16 protein-coding genes are annotated in these 15971 nt (G+C 29.9%); 12 read left to right on the top strand and 4 right to left on the bottom strand.

From position 1 onward, the window contains the following. Positions 1–474: 474 nt before the first annotated feature. Both ABWP20_RS13855 and ABWP20_RS13850 read left to right on the top strand, forming a co-directional pair. Positions 475–1416, top strand: a complete 942-nt coding sequence (locus ABWP20_RS13855; RefSeq protein WP_353096557.1) for a GTP-binding protein — start codon at positions 475–477, stop codon at positions 1414–1416. Positions 1417–1628: 212 nt separating this feature from the next. After that, positions 1629–2285, top strand: coding sequence for a class A sortase (locus tag ABWP20_RS13850; protein WP_353096556.1), 657 nt, complete (start codon positions 1629–1631; stop codon positions 2283–2285). 26 nt (positions 2286–2311) lie between these two features. Here ABWP20_RS13850 and ABWP20_RS13845 read toward each other — a convergent pair whose 3' ends face one another. Both ABWP20_RS13845 and ABWP20_RS13840 read right to left on the bottom strand, forming a co-directional pair. Next, positions 2312–3334 (bottom strand): alpha-hydroxy-acid oxidizing protein, encoded by a 1023-nt coding sequence (locus ABWP20_RS13845; protein WP_353096555.1) that lies wholly within the window; start codon positions 3332–3334, stop codon positions 2312–2314. An 11-nt stretch (positions 3335–3345) separates the two neighbouring features. After that, positions 3346–4467: a M20/M25/M40 family metallo-hydrolase gene (locus ABWP20_RS13840; protein ID WP_353096553.1), complete on the bottom strand. Its 1122-nt coding sequence runs from the start codon at positions 4465–4467 to the stop codon at positions 3346–3348. A gap of 163 nt (positions 4468–4630) precedes the next feature. Here ABWP20_RS13840 and ABWP20_RS13835 point away from each other — a divergent pair, with 163 nt between their 5' ends. Beyond that, positions 4631–5326, top strand: a complete 696-nt coding sequence (locus ABWP20_RS13835) for a cytochrome c biogenesis CcdA family protein (protein ID WP_353096551.1) — start codon at positions 4631–4633, stop codon at positions 5324–5326. An 11-nt stretch (positions 5327–5337) separates the two neighbouring features. Beyond that, the gene (locus ABWP20_RS13830) at positions 5338–5907 is read left to right on the top strand and encodes a TlpA family protein disulfide reductase (RefSeq protein ID WP_353096549.1); all 570 of its coding nucleotides are present in this window, start codon (positions 5338–5340) and stop codon (positions 5905–5907) included. A 160-nt stretch (positions 5908–6067) separates the two neighbouring features. On the opposite strand, the gene rocF is transcribed toward ABWP20_RS13830, so the two are convergent. After that, positions 6068–6973 carry an arginase gene (gene rocF / locus ABWP20_RS13825; RefSeq protein WP_353096548.1) on the bottom strand — a complete coding sequence of 302 codons (906 nt, stop codon included), beginning with the start codon at positions 6971–6973 and terminating at the stop codon, positions 6068–6070. Between the two features lie 437 nt (positions 6974–7410). Here rocF and ABWP20_RS13820 point away from each other — a divergent pair, with 437 nt between their 5' ends. Further along, entirely contained in the window at positions 7411–8019 is a 609-nt protein-coding gene (locus ABWP20_RS13820) for a ribonuclease H1 domain-containing protein (protein WP_353096546.1), read from the top strand. A gap of 42 nt (positions 8020–8061) precedes the next feature. Here ABWP20_RS13820 and ABWP20_RS13815 read toward each other — a convergent pair whose 3' ends face one another. After that, entirely contained in the window at positions 8062–8490 is a 429-nt protein-coding gene (locus ABWP20_RS13815) for a deoxycytidylate deaminase (RefSeq protein ID WP_353096544.1), read from the bottom strand. Between the two features lie 140 nt (positions 8491–8630). On the opposite strand from ABWP20_RS13815, the gene ABWP20_RS13810 reads away from it, so the two are divergent. The 7 genes from ABWP20_RS13810 (at position 8631) to ABWP20_RS13780 (ending at position 15969) form a co-directional block, all read left to right on the top strand. Beyond that, positions 8631–10397 (top strand): sigma 54-interacting transcriptional regulator, encoded by a 1767-nt coding sequence (locus ABWP20_RS13810; protein ID WP_353096543.1) that lies wholly within the window; start codon positions 8631–8633, stop codon positions 10395–10397. Between the two features lie 254 nt (positions 10398–10651). Then, on the top strand, positions 10652–11923 hold the full coding sequence (locus tag ABWP20_RS13805) for an L-cysteine desulfidase family protein (RefSeq protein WP_353096542.1): 1272 nt from the start codon (positions 10652–10654) through the stop codon (positions 11921–11923). Between the two features lie 113 nt (positions 11924–12036). Continuing rightward, the gene (locus tag ABWP20_RS13800) at positions 12037–12159 is read left to right on the top strand and encodes an MscL family protein (protein WP_353096540.1); all 123 of its coding nucleotides are present in this window, start codon (positions 12037–12039) and stop codon (positions 12157–12159) included. Between the two features lie 164 nt (positions 12160–12323). Next, a complete protein-coding gene (locus ABWP20_RS13795; protein WP_353096539.1) occupies positions 12324–13391 on the top strand; it encodes a CapA family protein in 1068 nt (355 codons plus the stop codon). A 22-nt stretch (positions 13392–13413) separates the two neighbouring features. Further along, positions 13414–14619 (top strand): patatin-like phospholipase family protein, encoded by a 1206-nt coding sequence (locus ABWP20_RS13790; RefSeq protein ID WP_353096559.1) that lies wholly within the window; start codon positions 13414–13416, stop codon positions 14617–14619. Positions 14620–14732: 113 nt separating this feature from the next. Further along, positions 14733–15254 carry a peroxiredoxin gene (locus ABWP20_RS13785; RefSeq protein ID WP_353096538.1) on the top strand — a complete coding sequence of 174 codons (522 nt, stop codon included), beginning with the start codon at positions 14733–14735 and terminating at the stop codon, positions 15252–15254. Positions 15255–15342: 88 nt separating this feature from the next. Further along, positions 15343–15969, top strand: coding sequence for an NUDIX hydrolase (locus ABWP20_RS13780; RefSeq protein ID WP_353096536.1), 627 nt, complete (start codon positions 15343–15345; stop codon positions 15967–15969). Positions 15970–15971: the final 2 nt, after the last annotated feature.

The following is a 15971-nucleotide window of genomic DNA, read 5'->3' as shown; positions in this document are numbered from 1 at the left end:
TTACAGCAGTATTTGGAGAAAACAGAAAAAACCTATTACCAATAAACAAAGAAGCCTTAGAAAAAGGTGCAGAAATAGCAAGGGAACAAATGAAGTAGAATGTAAAATACAGGTGGATAATTCCACCTGTATTTTTGCATTTATGAATACCACCCAACCAAACTTAATCGAAGGAGGCATCCATATGGATAATAATAGTTTATCACATATGAAATGGGATTGTAAATATCATATAGTTTTTACATTCAAATATAGTTATAGATAAGGGACTTAGACAATAATAGGATACTTATTATTAAAATTATCTATAATAATTATTGCCATTATTTGCAAACATAATTAGATTAGTTTAAATTGTTAATATACAATGTAAACGAGGAAGGTACTATAAGCTTATAGTAATGTTATTATCATTAATTTCTTCCCAGTCCAAAGGGGAAAAGTATACATATAAGGTTAAGGATGGTGAGATTTATGAGTATAAAGATAGATGTTATTTCTGGATTTTTAGGTGCTGGAAAAACGACTATGATTAAAAAATTATTAGATGAAGAAATCCTAGGACGAAATATTGCTATAATCGAAAATGAATTTGGTGATATTGATATTGATTCAGGCAGACTTGGTGAAAGTGGAATTCAGATTAAATCCATTTCTTCTGGATGTATATGTTGTACACTTGCTGGAGAATTTGATTTGGCAATTAAAGATTTAATCAAAGAATATAATCCTAAAAGAATTATAATTGAGCCAACAGGTGTAGGGAAATTATCTGATATATTATCTATTATTAATAAGGCTAAAATTAGTGAGAATGTAAAACCTAATATAGCTATGACAATAGTAGATCCAAATGATTTTGGAGATTTTATTGAATTATTTGGTGATTTTTTCATAGATCAAATTCAACATGCAAGTACAATAATACTTAGTAAAACTCAATTAGTTGAGGAAGTAAAAGTAAACAAAGTAATTAGTTCTATTAGAGAAATAAATCCTCATGGAAATATAATTGCTACACCTTGGGATAAATTAGAAGCTAAACACATCTTAGATTTTGCAGAACTAGGTAAAGGCTCTATAGAGTTCAATGAATTTTGTAATTCATGTCATCATCATGATGAGCATCAGGATCATGATGGGATTCAAGAAAAATTTGAATTTTGGTCCCTTGAAACTATGAAAAAGTATGATGAGTCTAAGTTGAAAGTTATTTTAGATGAATTAGATAAAGATAAATACGGTAAGATTTTTCGAGCTAAAGGAACATTGTTAAATATTGAAGAACAGTGGATTGATTTCGATTTTGTACCTAGAAAGGTAAATATGACAAAGGGGAAAATAAAACCAATAGGTCAAATTATTATAATTGGCAGGGAGCTAAATAGAGATTCTTTAAAGGACTTGTTTAGTTAAGAGATAAGAGTGTATATATTATCAAATATATAATATAATTTTGTTATAATGAAAAGTAGAGTTTAAATAAGGCTTTATTTCATAAAGAAATAAAATCAGAACTTAAATGAAGATATAAGTTTTGCTATAGGGATTTTTAAAGGATGTAAAGACACCTATATATTATAGATTTTATGTTATAGATTTTTTGTATTATTTTTGGAGGAGGAGAAATGAAGAAACTAATATCCATAGCATTAATATTAGTTGGAATTATATTAATCTTAATTCCTAATATAAAAGAGGAAATAATTAAATCTAATATTAAAAATAAATCTGAGATAATAGAGACAATTACACATGATGAAATAGTCAATAATTTAGAAATCGAGGCAGAATATAACTATGAAGCTATAGAAGATATTGGAACTATATCAAGTATTATAAAGGCAAGTGATTTTGATAACAAATCTATGATAGGTCAATTAATTATTCCAGATTTAGATATAAATTTACCAATACTAAAGGGTGTTACAAATGCAAACCTATTAGCAGGGGTTACTACTATGGTTCCTGAACAGAAAATGGGAGAAGGAAATTATCCATTGGCAGGTCATAGGATGAAGAATAAAAATTTATTATTTGGTTCTTTAATGGACATAGAAATTGGGACTATAGTATATATAACAGATAAAGAAACTATCTATGAATATACTATTTATGATACTGTAGTAGTACCGGATACAGCTATGGATATGCTTTATAATAAGAAGGCTGATGAAAGGGAAAAGCCAATAGTATCTCTTATGACATGTTATTATTCATCAAATACAGGAAAAAGATTTTTTGCATTAGGAGAATTGACCAAGGAATATCCAGTGGAAAATTAATTAAGACGGGAAATTTCCCGTCTTAATTACCATTCTATAGAAATCATAGATTTATCTATGGATGATAAATCCTTAGCTCCAGTTAAAATCATTGTTTGAAGAAGTTGATTTTTCATATTTTCTATTATCAATGAAACACCTTCTCTATATCCGCCATATGCACCGAAGATTACAGGTCTGCCGATTAAAACTGCATCTGCTCCCAAGGCAATCATTTTAAATACATCTACTCCTGAGCGAATTCCTCCATCTACAAGAATTGTGGTTTTACCTTTAACAGCCTCTGCTATTTCTGGTAATACCTTTGCAGTAGATTGAGTAGAGTCTAATACTCTGCCACCATGATTTGAAACAACTATAGCTTTAGCTCCAGCTTCTACAGCTAAAAGTGCTTCTTCTTTAGTCATTATACCTTTTAATATAAATGGTAAATTAGTAGAAGAAATAATTTCCTTTAACTCGTCTATAGTTTTAGGACCAACAGGAGTTCCCTTTAATGCCATAGTAATTAGTCCTGCGCCATCAATATCCATTCCCACAGCAATAGTATTTATATTTTCAGCTTTTTTTACAGAATCTATAATTATCTTATTTTCCTTAGGTTTTAGAATAGCTATGCCCTTTCCATCTACTTTATTTAAAGCATTTAGGCCGCATATATATAGTTCTGGATCAGCAGAATCACCTATCATAGCAATAGTACCAGCATCTAGGCTGCCATTTACTACACTATCTATATATTCTTCTTCTGTTAATGTAGTACCCATATTAAAGGCTGTACCAGTAATAGGAGCGCTAATTATTGGTACTTGCAGTTGTGTTCCTAAAAAATTAAAATTTAAGTCTGGACTTTTTGCATTATGGATAGTCTTTAATCTTACTTTTACTTTACTTAAATCTTCAACATTTATTTTAAAAGATGAACCTGTTAAAGCACCACCCATACCAGGGACTTCTCCTGCACAAGCTACTCCATTACATACTGGACATACTCTACAAAATCCTTTCATTTTTTCCCTTGCAGTATTTCTAATTTCTTTTAAATCCATTTACTCCACCTCTATTTATTTTTATTATATACATTCTCTATTATTGCAACGACTAATTCTGCCATCTTAACAATATCATCTTCAGCTATATATTCATTCACGCTATGAGCGCCAAACATACCTATTCCTAAGGTAGCTGCCTTAAGATTATTACCGTTAAAAATATTTGTATCAGAGCCTCCGCCAGTAGATTTAGGCATATAAGGAATATTTAATTTTTTCATAGCATTTTCTATTATTTCTAGCATAGATTCATTATTATCCAGATTAAATGTTGGATATGAATGATTAATTTCTATATCTACTGTTGTATTAAATTCCTTTGCCGCTTGTTCCATGGTATTTACCATATGATCTACTTGTTTGCTTAATTTTGTTTCATTTAAACTGCGAGCTTCAAATTTTACTTCTGTATAGTCTGCCACAATATTTGTAGCTGAACCTCCCTTGATGATACCAATATTTGCAGTGGTTTCTTCATCTATTCTAAGTAAAGTCATTTTATCAATTGCTCTTGATGCAACTTGTATAGCATTTATACCTTTTTCTGGATTTAAACCTGCGTGGGCAGATTTACCATGGAATTTGGCATGTATTTGAGCTTGAGCTGGACCCTGAACATTGACTCCTCCAATATCTCCGCTAGCATCTAAAACAAATGCCATTTTAGATTTTATTTTAGAGTAATCTAAGTATTTAGAGCCATAAAGACCAACTTCTTCACAGATTGTAAATACTACTTCTATATCACCATGAGGTATATTATTTTCCTTGATATATCTAATACCTTCTAATATACTAACTATTCCTGCTTTATCGTCAGCAGAAAGAATGGTATTTCCTTTAGATTTTATTATTCCATCTTCAATAATAGGATCAATATTCTCACAGGGAGTTACAGTATCCATATGGGCACAAAACATAATAGGTTCTATATCTTTATTTCCACTAAGATATCCTATTATATTACCAGTATCAGAATTGGCCTTACTTCCGGCATCATCAACTATTATATCGAATCCTATTTTCTCCATATCTTTCTTTAGTACTTCGGCAAAATTTCCTTCTCTATAACTAGGGCTTGGAATTCTCACGTAATCAAGAAATTTAGTAATAATACTTTCCTTATTCATTCCTATACCTCCTTAAGTAAATTCGATAGATAAATCATACTACAATTGACTATTGATTTCAAATTTAATATAAGGCATAATAGGGTATAGGGGTATATGGTAAATTGTTTCTTTATAGAAAAATAGGGTAAAAGTATAAAAATAAAATTTATGGAGGGTAGTTATGGGTTTAGGAAATGTTTCAATTCCAATGGCATTTGCTGCTGGATTTATATCTTTTTTTTCACCATGTATATTTCCGTTGATACCAGCTTATATAATGTATATTACTGGTGCTAATATGGAAAATGAACTAGAAGAAAAAAGATTGTTTGCCTTATCAAGAACAATTGGATTTGTGCTAGGTTTTACAATTATCTTTATGATAATGGGTACATCTGCTAGTTTTTTAGGTAAATTATTTATTAGAAACAAAGAACTTTTTTCAAAAATCAGTGGTGTGCTTATAATTTTATTTGGATTAAATATGATGGGCATTTTGAAATTAAAGTTTCTAGATATTGAAAGAAGAGCTAAAGCACCTAAGAAAATAACCAATTGGTTTAGCTCAATTCTAATGGGGATGGCATTTGCAGCAGGATGGACACCTTGCTTTGGTCCTACGTTAGGATCTATACTTATTTATGCTGGAGGAGTAGGCACTGTTTCAAAGGGAGTTTATTTACTCTTCATATATTCCATAGGCATGGGTATACCATTCATATTGACAGCCTTATTTATAAATATATTTACTAAGTTTATGGAAAAGGCAGATAAGTTCTTAAAATATGTGCCTATAATTAGTGGTCTAATCATGGTAGTTTTCGGATTGCTTGTATTTTTTAATAAGGTAATAAATATAAGCAGATTATTACAATAAAGGAGGTAAATATGAAAAGAATTTTATTAGTGGTTTTGTTATTAATGGTTGTAGTAACAGGATGTAAGAAACCAATATTGGAAAAGACTGACGAAAATATAGAGGAAAATTTACCAGAAGAGAATATGGAAGCAGCCGATGAAGAAGAAATGGAATTTGATATAGCTATTGGAAAGGAATCACCTGATTTTACCCTTAAAAACTTAAATGGTGATGAGGTATCTTTATCAGATTATAGAGGGAAAATAGTTTTGATAAATTTCTGGGCAACTTGGTGTACTTGGTGTGATAAGGAAATGCCGGACCTTCAAAAACTAGATGATGAAAATGATGATTTAGTTGTACTATCTGTAGATGTCATGGAAGATATGGAAAAAGTCAAAAAATATATAGAAAAAGGTAATTATGAATTTGAAGTACTTTTAGATGAAGATGGAGAAGTATCTAGAACATATTTAGTAGGTGGTTTTCCTACATCATATTTCGTAGATGAAGATGGAATCTTATTAGGAGGCGTGCCAAGATATATGACTTATGAGGAAATGAATCTAGTTCTAGATAGTATAAGGGAAGAAGAATAAAAGAAAATATATAGGAAAATAAAAGATATGAAAATAAAAGCTCTTTTCTGGTAAGAATCAAAACATAAGTTAAACCAGAAAGGAGCTTTTTTATGTCAGTGTTATTAAAAGAAATATAAAAATAATAAAGCTAAGAATAACTAAAACAATAATTTGATATCTAATTATTCATCATTTTAAATATATGGTCTAAGATTTCCATACAATTTTTAGTAGTTCTTCCGTCTTCATTATCAAGCTTTGGATTTAGTTCTACAAAATCCATAGAAGTAACAAACTTTTCATTTAATAAAGCAGTTAATGCTTGTTTTCCTTCATTCATATTAAAGCCTTCAGCTACAGGAGTTCCAGTGCCAGGTACGAGAGATAAATCAAGAACATCTATATCAAAGCTTATATGAACTCCATTTACATTAGAAGTTTTTATTTTATCTACTATTTCTTTTAATATATTGTCTAAACCTTTTTCACGTACTATTTCCATAGTATACATATTTAGTTTCAGTTTATCAGCTAAGGCAAATTCACCTGAGTCAATATCCCTGCAACCGAGTATATATACATTTTCTGGTTTTACTTTAATTCCATCAAAATAAATATTTGTAAGCATATGATGTCCAACATTCATGGAAGCTGCTAAAGGCATTCCATGTATATTGCCAGAAGGTGAAGTTTCAAAGGTGTTTATATCTCCGTGGGCATCTATCCATATTACAGCTAAGTCATCAAAGAATTTACTAGCACCGGCAATACTGCCTGCGCCTAAAGCATGATCTCCACCTATAGTAAATGGAAATTTTTGTGCCACAAGAGAACAGTACACATTGTTTGCTAAATTACAATTCATTTCTGCTATGGTATTTAGGTATTTCATTTTTGGATGATCTTTAAATTTATCCTCAGGTGCAACATAAGGAATATAAATATCACCTATATCATAGACATTATGTCCATTTCCTTTAATAATATCTATAATTTTGTTTTCCCTAAGTGTAGCAGGTCCTAATTGAGCACCATCTTTATCACAACCATATGTTAATGGTACCCCTATTAAGTTAATATCCATTAGCAAAATCCCTCCTTAGACATATTATCCACTATATTATACCATTGATTATATTGGTTTGTTAGTAAAAATATAATATAATTATTCATAATTGAGATTAAAATCTGCAATTTGAAATCTATACTAGGATTTTTTATGCTATAATTATTTTATCTATTTGTATAATACTATGTTTTATTTATTAAATGTATTTCTTAGAAAAAAGATTTTTAACTTATAATTCGGTGAATTAATGGTTCGAAAAATTAATTATAGCTATTTTCTCTATATAGAATAGAATGAAAGTCATTTTAGGCAGGAAGTAGATATAAATGTATTGAAATTAACTATGAAGTTAAAAGTATTATAAACTTTAGATATAGAAGAAATAATATTTATTAAATCTTATATAAAATTATATCATTATAAGATTTAAAATATAGGGTAGAGGTGAAGATGTGGCGAAATTTTACTATGCAGTGAGAAAGGGAAAAACTCTAGGTATATATGAAACTTGGGCAAAATGTGAAGAACAAGTAAGAGGATATTCAGGAGCAGAATATAAAAAATTTTCTACATATGAAGAGGCTGTGAATTTTATAGATAATGGAAATAAAGAATTTAAACAATTTGATGAGAAGAAATTAAAAGAAAATGAGGCTATAGCCTATGTAGATGGAAGTTTTGATATAAATAACTGGACCTATAGTTATGGAGTTGTATTTATTACTATTGACGGTAAAGAAACTTATAGTGGACGAGAGAGTGATAAGGATTTAGCTGAAATGCGCAATGTATCAGGAGAAATAAAAGGGGCTATGGTAGCTATGGAATTGGCAATTGAAAAGGGAATAGATAATTTATATCTTCATTTTGATTATACTGGAATAGAACAGTGGGCAAAGGGAAGTTGGAAAACTAACAAAGATGGAACTAAAGCCTATAAAGAATTTTATGATTCCATAAAAGATAAACTAAATGTAGTGTTCATAAAAGTAAAGGCTCACTCAGGGATAGAATATAATGAAGAAGCTGATAAATTAGCTAAGGAAGCTATATGTAATTAATGAATAAGTAGCAAAAATGGTGCCTGGCACCATTTTTGTTACTTATTCTATTTTTTCAAATCCAATTCCATTTTTATTAAGCAATTCTACGGCGTAATCATCTATCCTATAATCATGTTTATAATAGATATGCTTAATTCCAGATTGTATTAATGCCTTAGTACAATTGAGACAAGGAAAATGAGTTACATAAGCAGTACAATCCTTTACTGAGATACCTTCCTTAGCGCAATATAATAATGCGTTTATTTCAGCATGAATTGTTGCTATACAATGACCATCCCTCATAGTATGTCCTATATCATCACAATGAGGATTTCCAGAAACAGAACCATTGTAACCGCTAGATACTATTCTATTATCATCATTAACTAAAAGGCAGCCAACAAATGCCCTGTCACAGGTGGAACGAGTCGCTACTAGTTCGGTAATTTCCATAAAATATTCTTTCCAAGACTTTCTATCAGACATTTAAATTCCTCCAACTCTATAAATTATCACGGGTTTTCTAAATTTATATTATATCATATAAAAATAAGATTTATTAAATTTGTTTTTTCATAAACGATAAAAATATATTATACTGTAAGTAGTAGATAGGGAGTGGTAAGATGAGTTTATTTAGGATACAGGACTCTGTTCAAGAAGTAGCAGAAGCAATAGAGGCAGTATTAAATGTAGATGTAACAATAATAGATGAAAATATGTATAGGGTTTCAGCCACTGGAAAATATAGAGATGCTATAGGAAGTAGAATTCCCAATAGTTGTTCTTTTGAAGTAGTTGCAGAAACTAAAAAACCCCAGGTAATAAATAAGCCAAATGTAAGTAAACAGTGTTTTAGCTGCAGCTTAAAGGGAAGTTGTTCTGAAATGGCGACTTTAGGATATCCAATATTAAATAAAGATAAATTAGTAGGAGTAATTGGACTTATAGCTTTTAAGGCCGAACAAAAAAAGAAAATTCAAGAACAAAAAGAAGATCTTTTAGTTTTTCTAAGTAAATTATCTGATTTAATAGTCGGAAATATTAATTATTATGAAACTATAAATAATATTACTATTCAACATGAAGAGACTAGAATGATAATAGATAGTTTAGATAAGGGGATTATCTGTACTGATGAAAATGGAAAGATAAAATTTATAAATTCTAATGTAGAAAACTATCTTGTAAAAGATAAATGCAAATTAATAGATACTAATATAGATAAAATACTTCCAGATTTAAAGGAAAATGGAGAAGAAAGTTTTTCCATAGAGAAAAAGATAAAAATAGGTAATAAGAAAAATAGTTTTATCATAAGGAATATTCCAGTTGTAGTAGAGGGAAGGACAGTTAGTAATATCTTAGAGATCCAAAGAACCTTTGAGATGGTAAGAAATGCTTATAAATTAATGGAAGGAGAAAGAAAGGTAACTTTTAAGGAAATATTAGGCAATAGTCCTAAAATGTTAGAGGTCAAATCAATAGCCAAAAATATAGCGCCAAGTGAATCATCAGTACTATTAAGGGGAGAAAGTGGTACTGGTAAAGAACTTTTTGCCAGAGCTATTCATTATGAAAGTGATAAAAACAAAGCTCCATTTATTGCCATAAACTGTGCTTCTATTCCAGATAATCTTTTGGAATCTGAGTTATTTGGATATGAAGAGGGAGCGTTTACAGGGGCAAAGAAGGAAGGTAAGATGGGGAAGTTCGAATTGGCAAATGGTGGTACTTTATTTTTAGATGAAATAGGAGATTTACCTATTCACCTACAGCCTAAACTCCTTAGAGTGTTGCAAGAGCAAGCATTTATGAGAGTGGGAGGTAAGGAATTAATAAATATTAGCTTTAGACTAATAGCTGCTACAAATAGAAATTTAGAGGAAATGGTCCTTAGCGGGGAATTTAGGGAAGACTTATATTATAGATTAAATGTAATACCTATAATCATTCCGCCATTAAGAGAAAGACAGGAAGATGTAGATTTATTAAGTGAAAATTTACTTAGTAAAAACTGTTTGAAGCTAGAGAAAGAAAAGAAGTTTTATTCAAAGGAAGTAAAAGATGCTTTTCATAAGTATCACTGGCCTGGAAATATTAGGGAATTAGAAAATACAGTAGAATATTTAGTCAACATGGCTAAGAAAGAAGAAATTCCATATAATGCTTTGCCTATGAATATAAAGGATTATTTAAGTAATGAAAATTATATGGAATGTGGTCATCAAAAAACCTTAAAAGATATGGTAGATAAGTATGAGAAAGATATATTAGAAAGATATCTTAAAGAATATGGTTCTTCCACTAAGGACAAAGAGTTAATTGCTGAAATACTAGATATAAATCTTTCAACTTTATATAGGAAGCTAACAAAATACAATTTGCAATAGTGAGAAATTATTTGCATAAATGCGAATAAAGTTGAAATAGGGAATATTTGCCCGTGGTAATTTATGTAATCTAAATAGTTTGCAATAATGCAAATAAAGTTATAGAGTGAAAATTGAAAAGAAAATCTTAGTTTTACTCCTGTAGCTACTTACAGGAGTTTTTTTATTTATTTAATAATGTTGGCACGAAATTTGCAATAATATCTTACAACGATTATTTTATATATATTTTACAAAAGAGGGGAGCAAATTTCATGATAAATGAAGATAAGAAACAGTATTTATTGAATATAGTAAAGAAAGAGACAGTGCCAGCCATAGGGTGTACAGAACCAGTAGCAGTAGCCTATGCAGCTGCAACTGCTAATAAATATATGGATGCTGATATAGAAAAAGTGGCAGTATTAGTAAGCAGGAATATATTTAAGAACGGAAAGTCTGTTATGATACCAAATACGGAAGAATGGGGACTTGAATTAGCAGCAGCATTGGGAATAGTTGCAGGAAATCCTGATGATGGACTAATGGTACTTAAAAGTATTAATGAAGAGCATGTTAAATTAGCTCATAAATTAATAGATGAAGAAAAGATTACAGTGGGATATTTAGAAAGCAGCCCAGATGTATATGTGGAAATTCATTTAATATCCAATGATAAAAAAGTAGAAGTAATACTAAAAGATAGTCACAATCATATAGAAATAATCAAAGTAGATGGAGAAATAATATATAGTGATATCTTAGAGGAAAAGAAAAATATTTCATTTAATCTTTTAAAAGAGATGACATTTGAGGAAATAAGAAAGATTATAGAAAGTTTTTCTATAGAAGATGTTTCATTTATTAAAGATGGAATAAATATGAATAAAGAAGCTGCATATAATGGGCTAAAATTCAATAAGGGATTAAAATTAGGATATACTCTAAATAAATTACAGGGAGAGAACAAAATAGATATATTTACTAAGGCGAGAATCCTTACAGCAGCATCTGCCGATATTAGAATGGGCGGTGGTAATTGTCCAATAATGACTAGTGCTGGAAGTGGAAATCAAGGATTAGGAGTTGTATTACCTATAGTAGCTGTAGCTGAAGAAAATAATGTTGAAGAGGAGAAATTGCTAAAGGCAGTATTCTTTGGACATGTAGTAAATAAATATATAAAACTTTATACAGGAAAATTATCCTCAATGTGTGGATGCGCCATAGCTGCTGGAGTTGGTGCGGCTGTAGGTATTACTTGGATGCTAGGAGGAAATGATGAACAAATTAGTGGAGCTGCAAATAATCTTTTCTCTAACTTAACGGGTATGATATGTGATGGAGCTAAGGAAACTTGTTCCTTTAAATTATCAACTTCAGCTGGAGAAGCTGTATTATCTGCTTATTTAGCTTTAGAAAATGTAATAGTAAAGCCAAACGTTGGTATAGTAGGTTCAACTATTGAGAAGACCATAGAGAATGTAGGTACTTTATGTAATGAGGGACTTTCTCAAGCTGATAGTGTAATAGTAAATATAATTTAATAATAAAATTTGAAATACCCTCTATTGCTGGATAGAGGGTATTTCATTGTAAATCAAAGTTTTTATTTTATTATTAAGGGTATATTTAAAATGAAATTAAAGGAGGGAAGGATATGCTCAAAGAGTTTAAAGAATTTGCAATAAAGGGAAACGTAATAGATTTAGCTGTTGGTGTAATTATAGACGGAAATTCATATAGATGCAACAAGATGTCCAAACTGTACCTCAAAAATTGAAGGGTAATAAATATCAAGATTCACTCCTTATACATATATCTGCTAATTCTAGGTACAATATTATAGGTTTTAGTATTATCTATTATGGGGTGAATCAAGATATAATGTATGTTTTTAATTTTAAAAATAATATATTCTATTAATTGAAGACATGGAGGGGTTTAATGAATAAAAATTTATACTTGTTTTTTGTATTAACTATTTTTTCAAATGTATTGCCTGTGAAAAATGATGAAATACCAAGTTCGCAAGTGAATATGGTTGAGCAAATAGAAGTAGAAGAAAAAACAACCATATCCTTAGTGGGAGATATATTGATGGACGGTAGCGTGAGAGTACATATAAATAAAAATGGTATTGAATATCCTTGGGAGATGGTAAAGAATTATTTTCAAGAAGATGATATTACCATAGGAAATTTGGAAACTAGTATAACTACTAAGGGAACAAAATGGGCTAATAAAAAGTTTAATTTTAGATCAGATCCAAAGAATTTAAAAGCAATGAAGGAAGCAGGCATAGATATAGTTTCAGTAGCCAATAATCATTCCTTGGACTATGGTCATGATGGGTTTTTAGATACATTAAACTATTTAGATAAATATGAAATAAAAATGGTTGGCGGAGGAAAGAATAAACAAGAAGCAATGGAAGGGATTATAGTTGAAAAAAATGGAGTTAAGGTTGGAGTATTGTCCTTCTCAAGAGTAGTACCTGATGTAAAATGGTATGCTACTGATAAGAGATCAGGTATTGTAGGAGCTTATGATGTACATATAAAAGGAATAGTAGATAGAATAAAAGAAATGAAGGAAGAAGTGGATGTTTTAGTATTATCTATACACTGGGGAGTGGAACGCAGTAATATACCAAGGAAATCAGAAATAGATTTGGCCAGAAAATTAGTAGATGCAGGAGCAGATATTGTAATGGGACATCATCCTCATGTATTGCAAGGTATTGAGATATATAATGGTAAGCCTATATTTTATAGTTTGGGCAATTTTGTTTTTGGTTCTAAAAATGGACTAACATCCAATACTATAATTGGACAAATTAATTTAATAGGTAAGGATATAGAAAGTATACAGATAATACCTTGCAGAATAATAATGGGGAGACCTATGCCTGTCCAAAGCAATGAAATAAAAGAAAATATTAAATACATGAATACAATTTCCAAAGATTTTAAAACTATTATAAATGAGGATGGAATAATAAAAATAAAATAGTAATAAAGAGGTGCTGTTGGAAATGTATGGCTTAGTCTTAGAAGGCGGAGGAGCTAAAGGCTCATATCATATAGGAGTTTATAAGGCTTTAAGAGAATCAGGAATTAGAATAAAAGGAATTGTAGGTACATCAATTGGAGCTTTAAATGGAGCAATGATAGTACAGAATGATTATGATAGATGCTATGATCTATGGAATAAGATTACTTATTCCATGGTAGTTGATGTAGATGATGATGAAATAGATAAGATTTTACAATTGAAATTGGTAAAAGAAGATTTATCTTTTTTAAGAGATAAAATAAAAGGACTAATAAGCACAAAAGGATTTGATATAACTCCTTTAAAGAAATTATTAGATGATTATATAGATGAGGAAAAGATTAGAAAAACTGGTATGGATTTTGGCATAGTTACCATAAACTTAAGTCCGTTTAAGCCTTTATATATTTTTTTAGATGATATTCCAAAAGGAGAGTTGAAAGAATACTTAATGGCTAGTGCTTATTTGCCAATTTTTAAATCCGAAAGGATAGGAGGAAAATTATATTTAGATGGTGGGTTTTATGATAATCTTCCATTTAAAATGCTTGTAGAGAAAGGATATAAAGATTTAATTTTAGTAAGAACCCATGCTATGGGGTTTACTAAGAAACTTGATTTACAAGGAATAAACTCCATTATAATATCTCCTTCTGATAGTATAGGCAGGTCTTTTGAATATGATTATAATAGGGCAAGGTCAAATATAGAATTGGGATATTATGATGCACTAAGGGCGTTAAATGGCTTGAAGGGCAGCAGATACTATATAATACCTAAAAAAAATCAAGATTACTATCTTAAATTTTTACTCAATATATCTGAAGAAGAGGTAAGAAAAATGGAAGAAATATTGAAACTTCCAGAAGTCCCCTATAGAAGGTCTTTATTAGAGCATATAGTTCCAAAGATATGTTCTATAATTTCTATTGATGATGATTGCGGATACGAAGAATTATTAATATACCTATTGGAGAAAAAGTCAGAAAATCTCAACATAGAAAGATTTAAAATATATACTTTTGAAGAATTAGTATCGGAAGTTGAAAATGAAACAATAAGAAAGGAAAGAGAAGAAAATAGTAAATTGGATAAACTAATAGAAAAAGTAGAGATACTTCCCATTATTAATAAAGATGAGGCTATACTTGATATAGCAGATATAATATTTAGTAAAGGAGAATAAAAAACTAAATGATAATAATTATCATTTAAATGTTTAGCCCGTACTAATTTGGATATAAATAAAATGACAGATAAATAAACAAAATATAAAAGATAAAAATATGGAGGTAGGAAATGGATAGAATAGTAGGAAGAAAAGCACCAGATTTTAAAATGAATACTTGCTTAGGAGATGGGTCAGACTTCAGTAGTGTAAGTTTATCAGATTACAAAGGTAAATGGCTTGTAATGTTCTTTTACCCATTAGATTTTACTTTTGTATGCCCTACTGAAATTACAGGATATAGTAAGAGAATTGAGGACTTCAAAAAAGAAGGTGCAGAGTTACTGTCTGTATCTGTAGATAGTGAACACTCACATAAGGCATGGATCAATTCAAGCTTAGGAAAAATTAATTTCCCAATGGCTTCTGACATGACAAAAAAAGTAGCTAGTGACTATGGTGTATTATTAGAAGATACAGGAGTTGCATTAAGGGGATTATTTATCATAGATCCTGAAGGAGTAGTTAGGTATTCAGTAATTCATGATTTAAATGTAGGAAGATCAGTAGATGAAACACTAAGGGTGCTTAAAGCATTAAAAACTGGTGGACTTTGCCCAATAGGTTGGGAAGAAGGAGAAGATTTACTTTAGGAAAAAGGAGTCATATTGACTCCTTTTTTTAAATAAATATATTTGAGTCAATGAATCATATTTTATTACATATGAGAGGGGTTACAGAATGGATATAGATAAGATAAAGGATATAGTTAAGGATAGAACTCCCAAACCTATAGATATAAAGAAAAATTATTCTGTACTTATACCAATTATTGAAAACAATAATGGATTGGAAATAATCTATGAGCTTAGATCTAAAAAATTGAATAATCAGCCTGGAGAAATATCTTTTCCTGGGGGAGAAGTGGAGGAGATGGAAAGCTTTAAAGAAGCAGCCATAAGGGAAACTATTGAGGAATTAAATATAAAAGAAGAAAATATAAATATAATTGGAGAACTAGACTATTTGGTTTCATATGCTAATATTACTATTCATTGTTTTTTGGGCACAATATCTGGAATAAATGTGGATAACATAAGACCAAGTTCTGATGAAGTAGACCATATATTCACAGTTCCCTTAGATTTTCTTATGGAAAACAATCCTGATATTTATTATTTGGATTTACAGACTGTATTAAATGATGAGTTTCCTTATAATCTAATACCTAAAGGAAGAGAATATAATTGGAGACGAGGAAAACATTCCGTTATGTTTTACCATTATAAGGATTATATTATTTGGGGATTTACGGCTAGAATGACAAAAAACTTTATAGATATAATTAAAGGACCTAGAAATAACTAGGT

This window comes from Tissierella praeacuta, from assembly GCF_040396155.1.
GTDB classification, from domain to species: Bacteria; Bacillota; Clostridia; order Tissierellales; family Tissierellaceae; genus Tissierella; species Tissierella praeacuta_A.
This window is presented reverse-complemented; position numbering and strand designations above follow the sequence as displayed.

What these genes read in the sequence shown, in the direction of transcription:
- ABWP20_RS13855 (WP_353096557.1), top strand. Translation starts at nt 475, where the DNA reads ATGAGTATAAAGATAGATGTTATTTCTGGATTTTTAGGTGCTGGAAAA.
- ABWP20_RS13850 (WP_353096556.1), top strand. Translation starts at nt 1,629, where the DNA reads ATGAAGAAACTAATATCCATAGCATTAATATTAGTTGGAATTATATTA.
- ABWP20_RS13845 (WP_353096555.1), bottom strand. Translation starts at nt 3,334, where the DNA reads ATGGATTTAAAAGAAATTAGAAATACTGCAAGGGAAAAAATGAAAGGA.
- ABWP20_RS13840 (WP_353096553.1), bottom strand. Translation starts at nt 4,467, where the DNA reads ATGAATAAGGAAAGTATTATTACTAAATTTCTTGATTACGTGAGAATT.
- ABWP20_RS13835 (WP_353096551.1), top strand. Translation starts at nt 4,631, where the DNA reads ATGGGTTTAGGAAATGTTTCAATTCCAATGGCATTTGCTGCTGGATTT.
- ABWP20_RS13830 (WP_353096549.1), top strand. Translation starts at nt 5,338, where the DNA reads ATGAAAAGAATTTTATTAGTGGTTTTGTTATTAATGGTTGTAGTAACA.
- rocF (WP_353096548.1), bottom strand. Translation starts at nt 6,973, where the DNA reads ATGGATATTAACTTAATAGGGGTACCATTAACATATGGTTGTGATAAA.
- ABWP20_RS13815 (WP_353096544.1), bottom strand. Translation starts at nt 8,490, where the DNA reads ATGTCTGATAGAAAGTCTTGGAAAGAATATTTTATGGAAATTACCGAA.
- ABWP20_RS13810 (WP_353096543.1), top strand. Translation starts at nt 8,631, where the DNA reads ATGAGTTTATTTAGGATACAGGACTCTGTTCAAGAAGTAGCAGAAGCA.
- ABWP20_RS13805 (WP_353096542.1), top strand. Translation starts at nt 10,652, where the DNA reads ATGATAAATGAAGATAAGAAACAGTATTTATTGAATATAGTAAAGAAA.
- ABWP20_RS13800 (WP_353096540.1), top strand. Translation starts at nt 12,037, where the DNA reads ATGCTCAAAGAGTTTAAAGAATTTGCAATAAAGGGAAACGTAATAGAT.
- ABWP20_RS13795 (WP_353096539.1), top strand. Translation starts at nt 12,324, where the DNA reads ATGAATAAAAATTTATACTTGTTTTTTGTATTAACTATTTTTTCAAAT.
- ABWP20_RS13790 (WP_353096559.1), top strand. Translation starts at nt 13,414, where the DNA reads ATGTATGGCTTAGTCTTAGAAGGCGGAGGAGCTAAAGGCTCATATCAT.
- ABWP20_RS13785 (WP_353096538.1), top strand. Translation starts at nt 14,733, where the DNA reads ATGGATAGAATAGTAGGAAGAAAAGCACCAGATTTTAAAATGAATACT.
- ABWP20_RS13780 (WP_353096536.1), top strand. Translation starts at nt 15,343, where the DNA reads ATGGATATAGATAAGATAAAGGATATAGTTAAGGATAGAACTCCCAAA.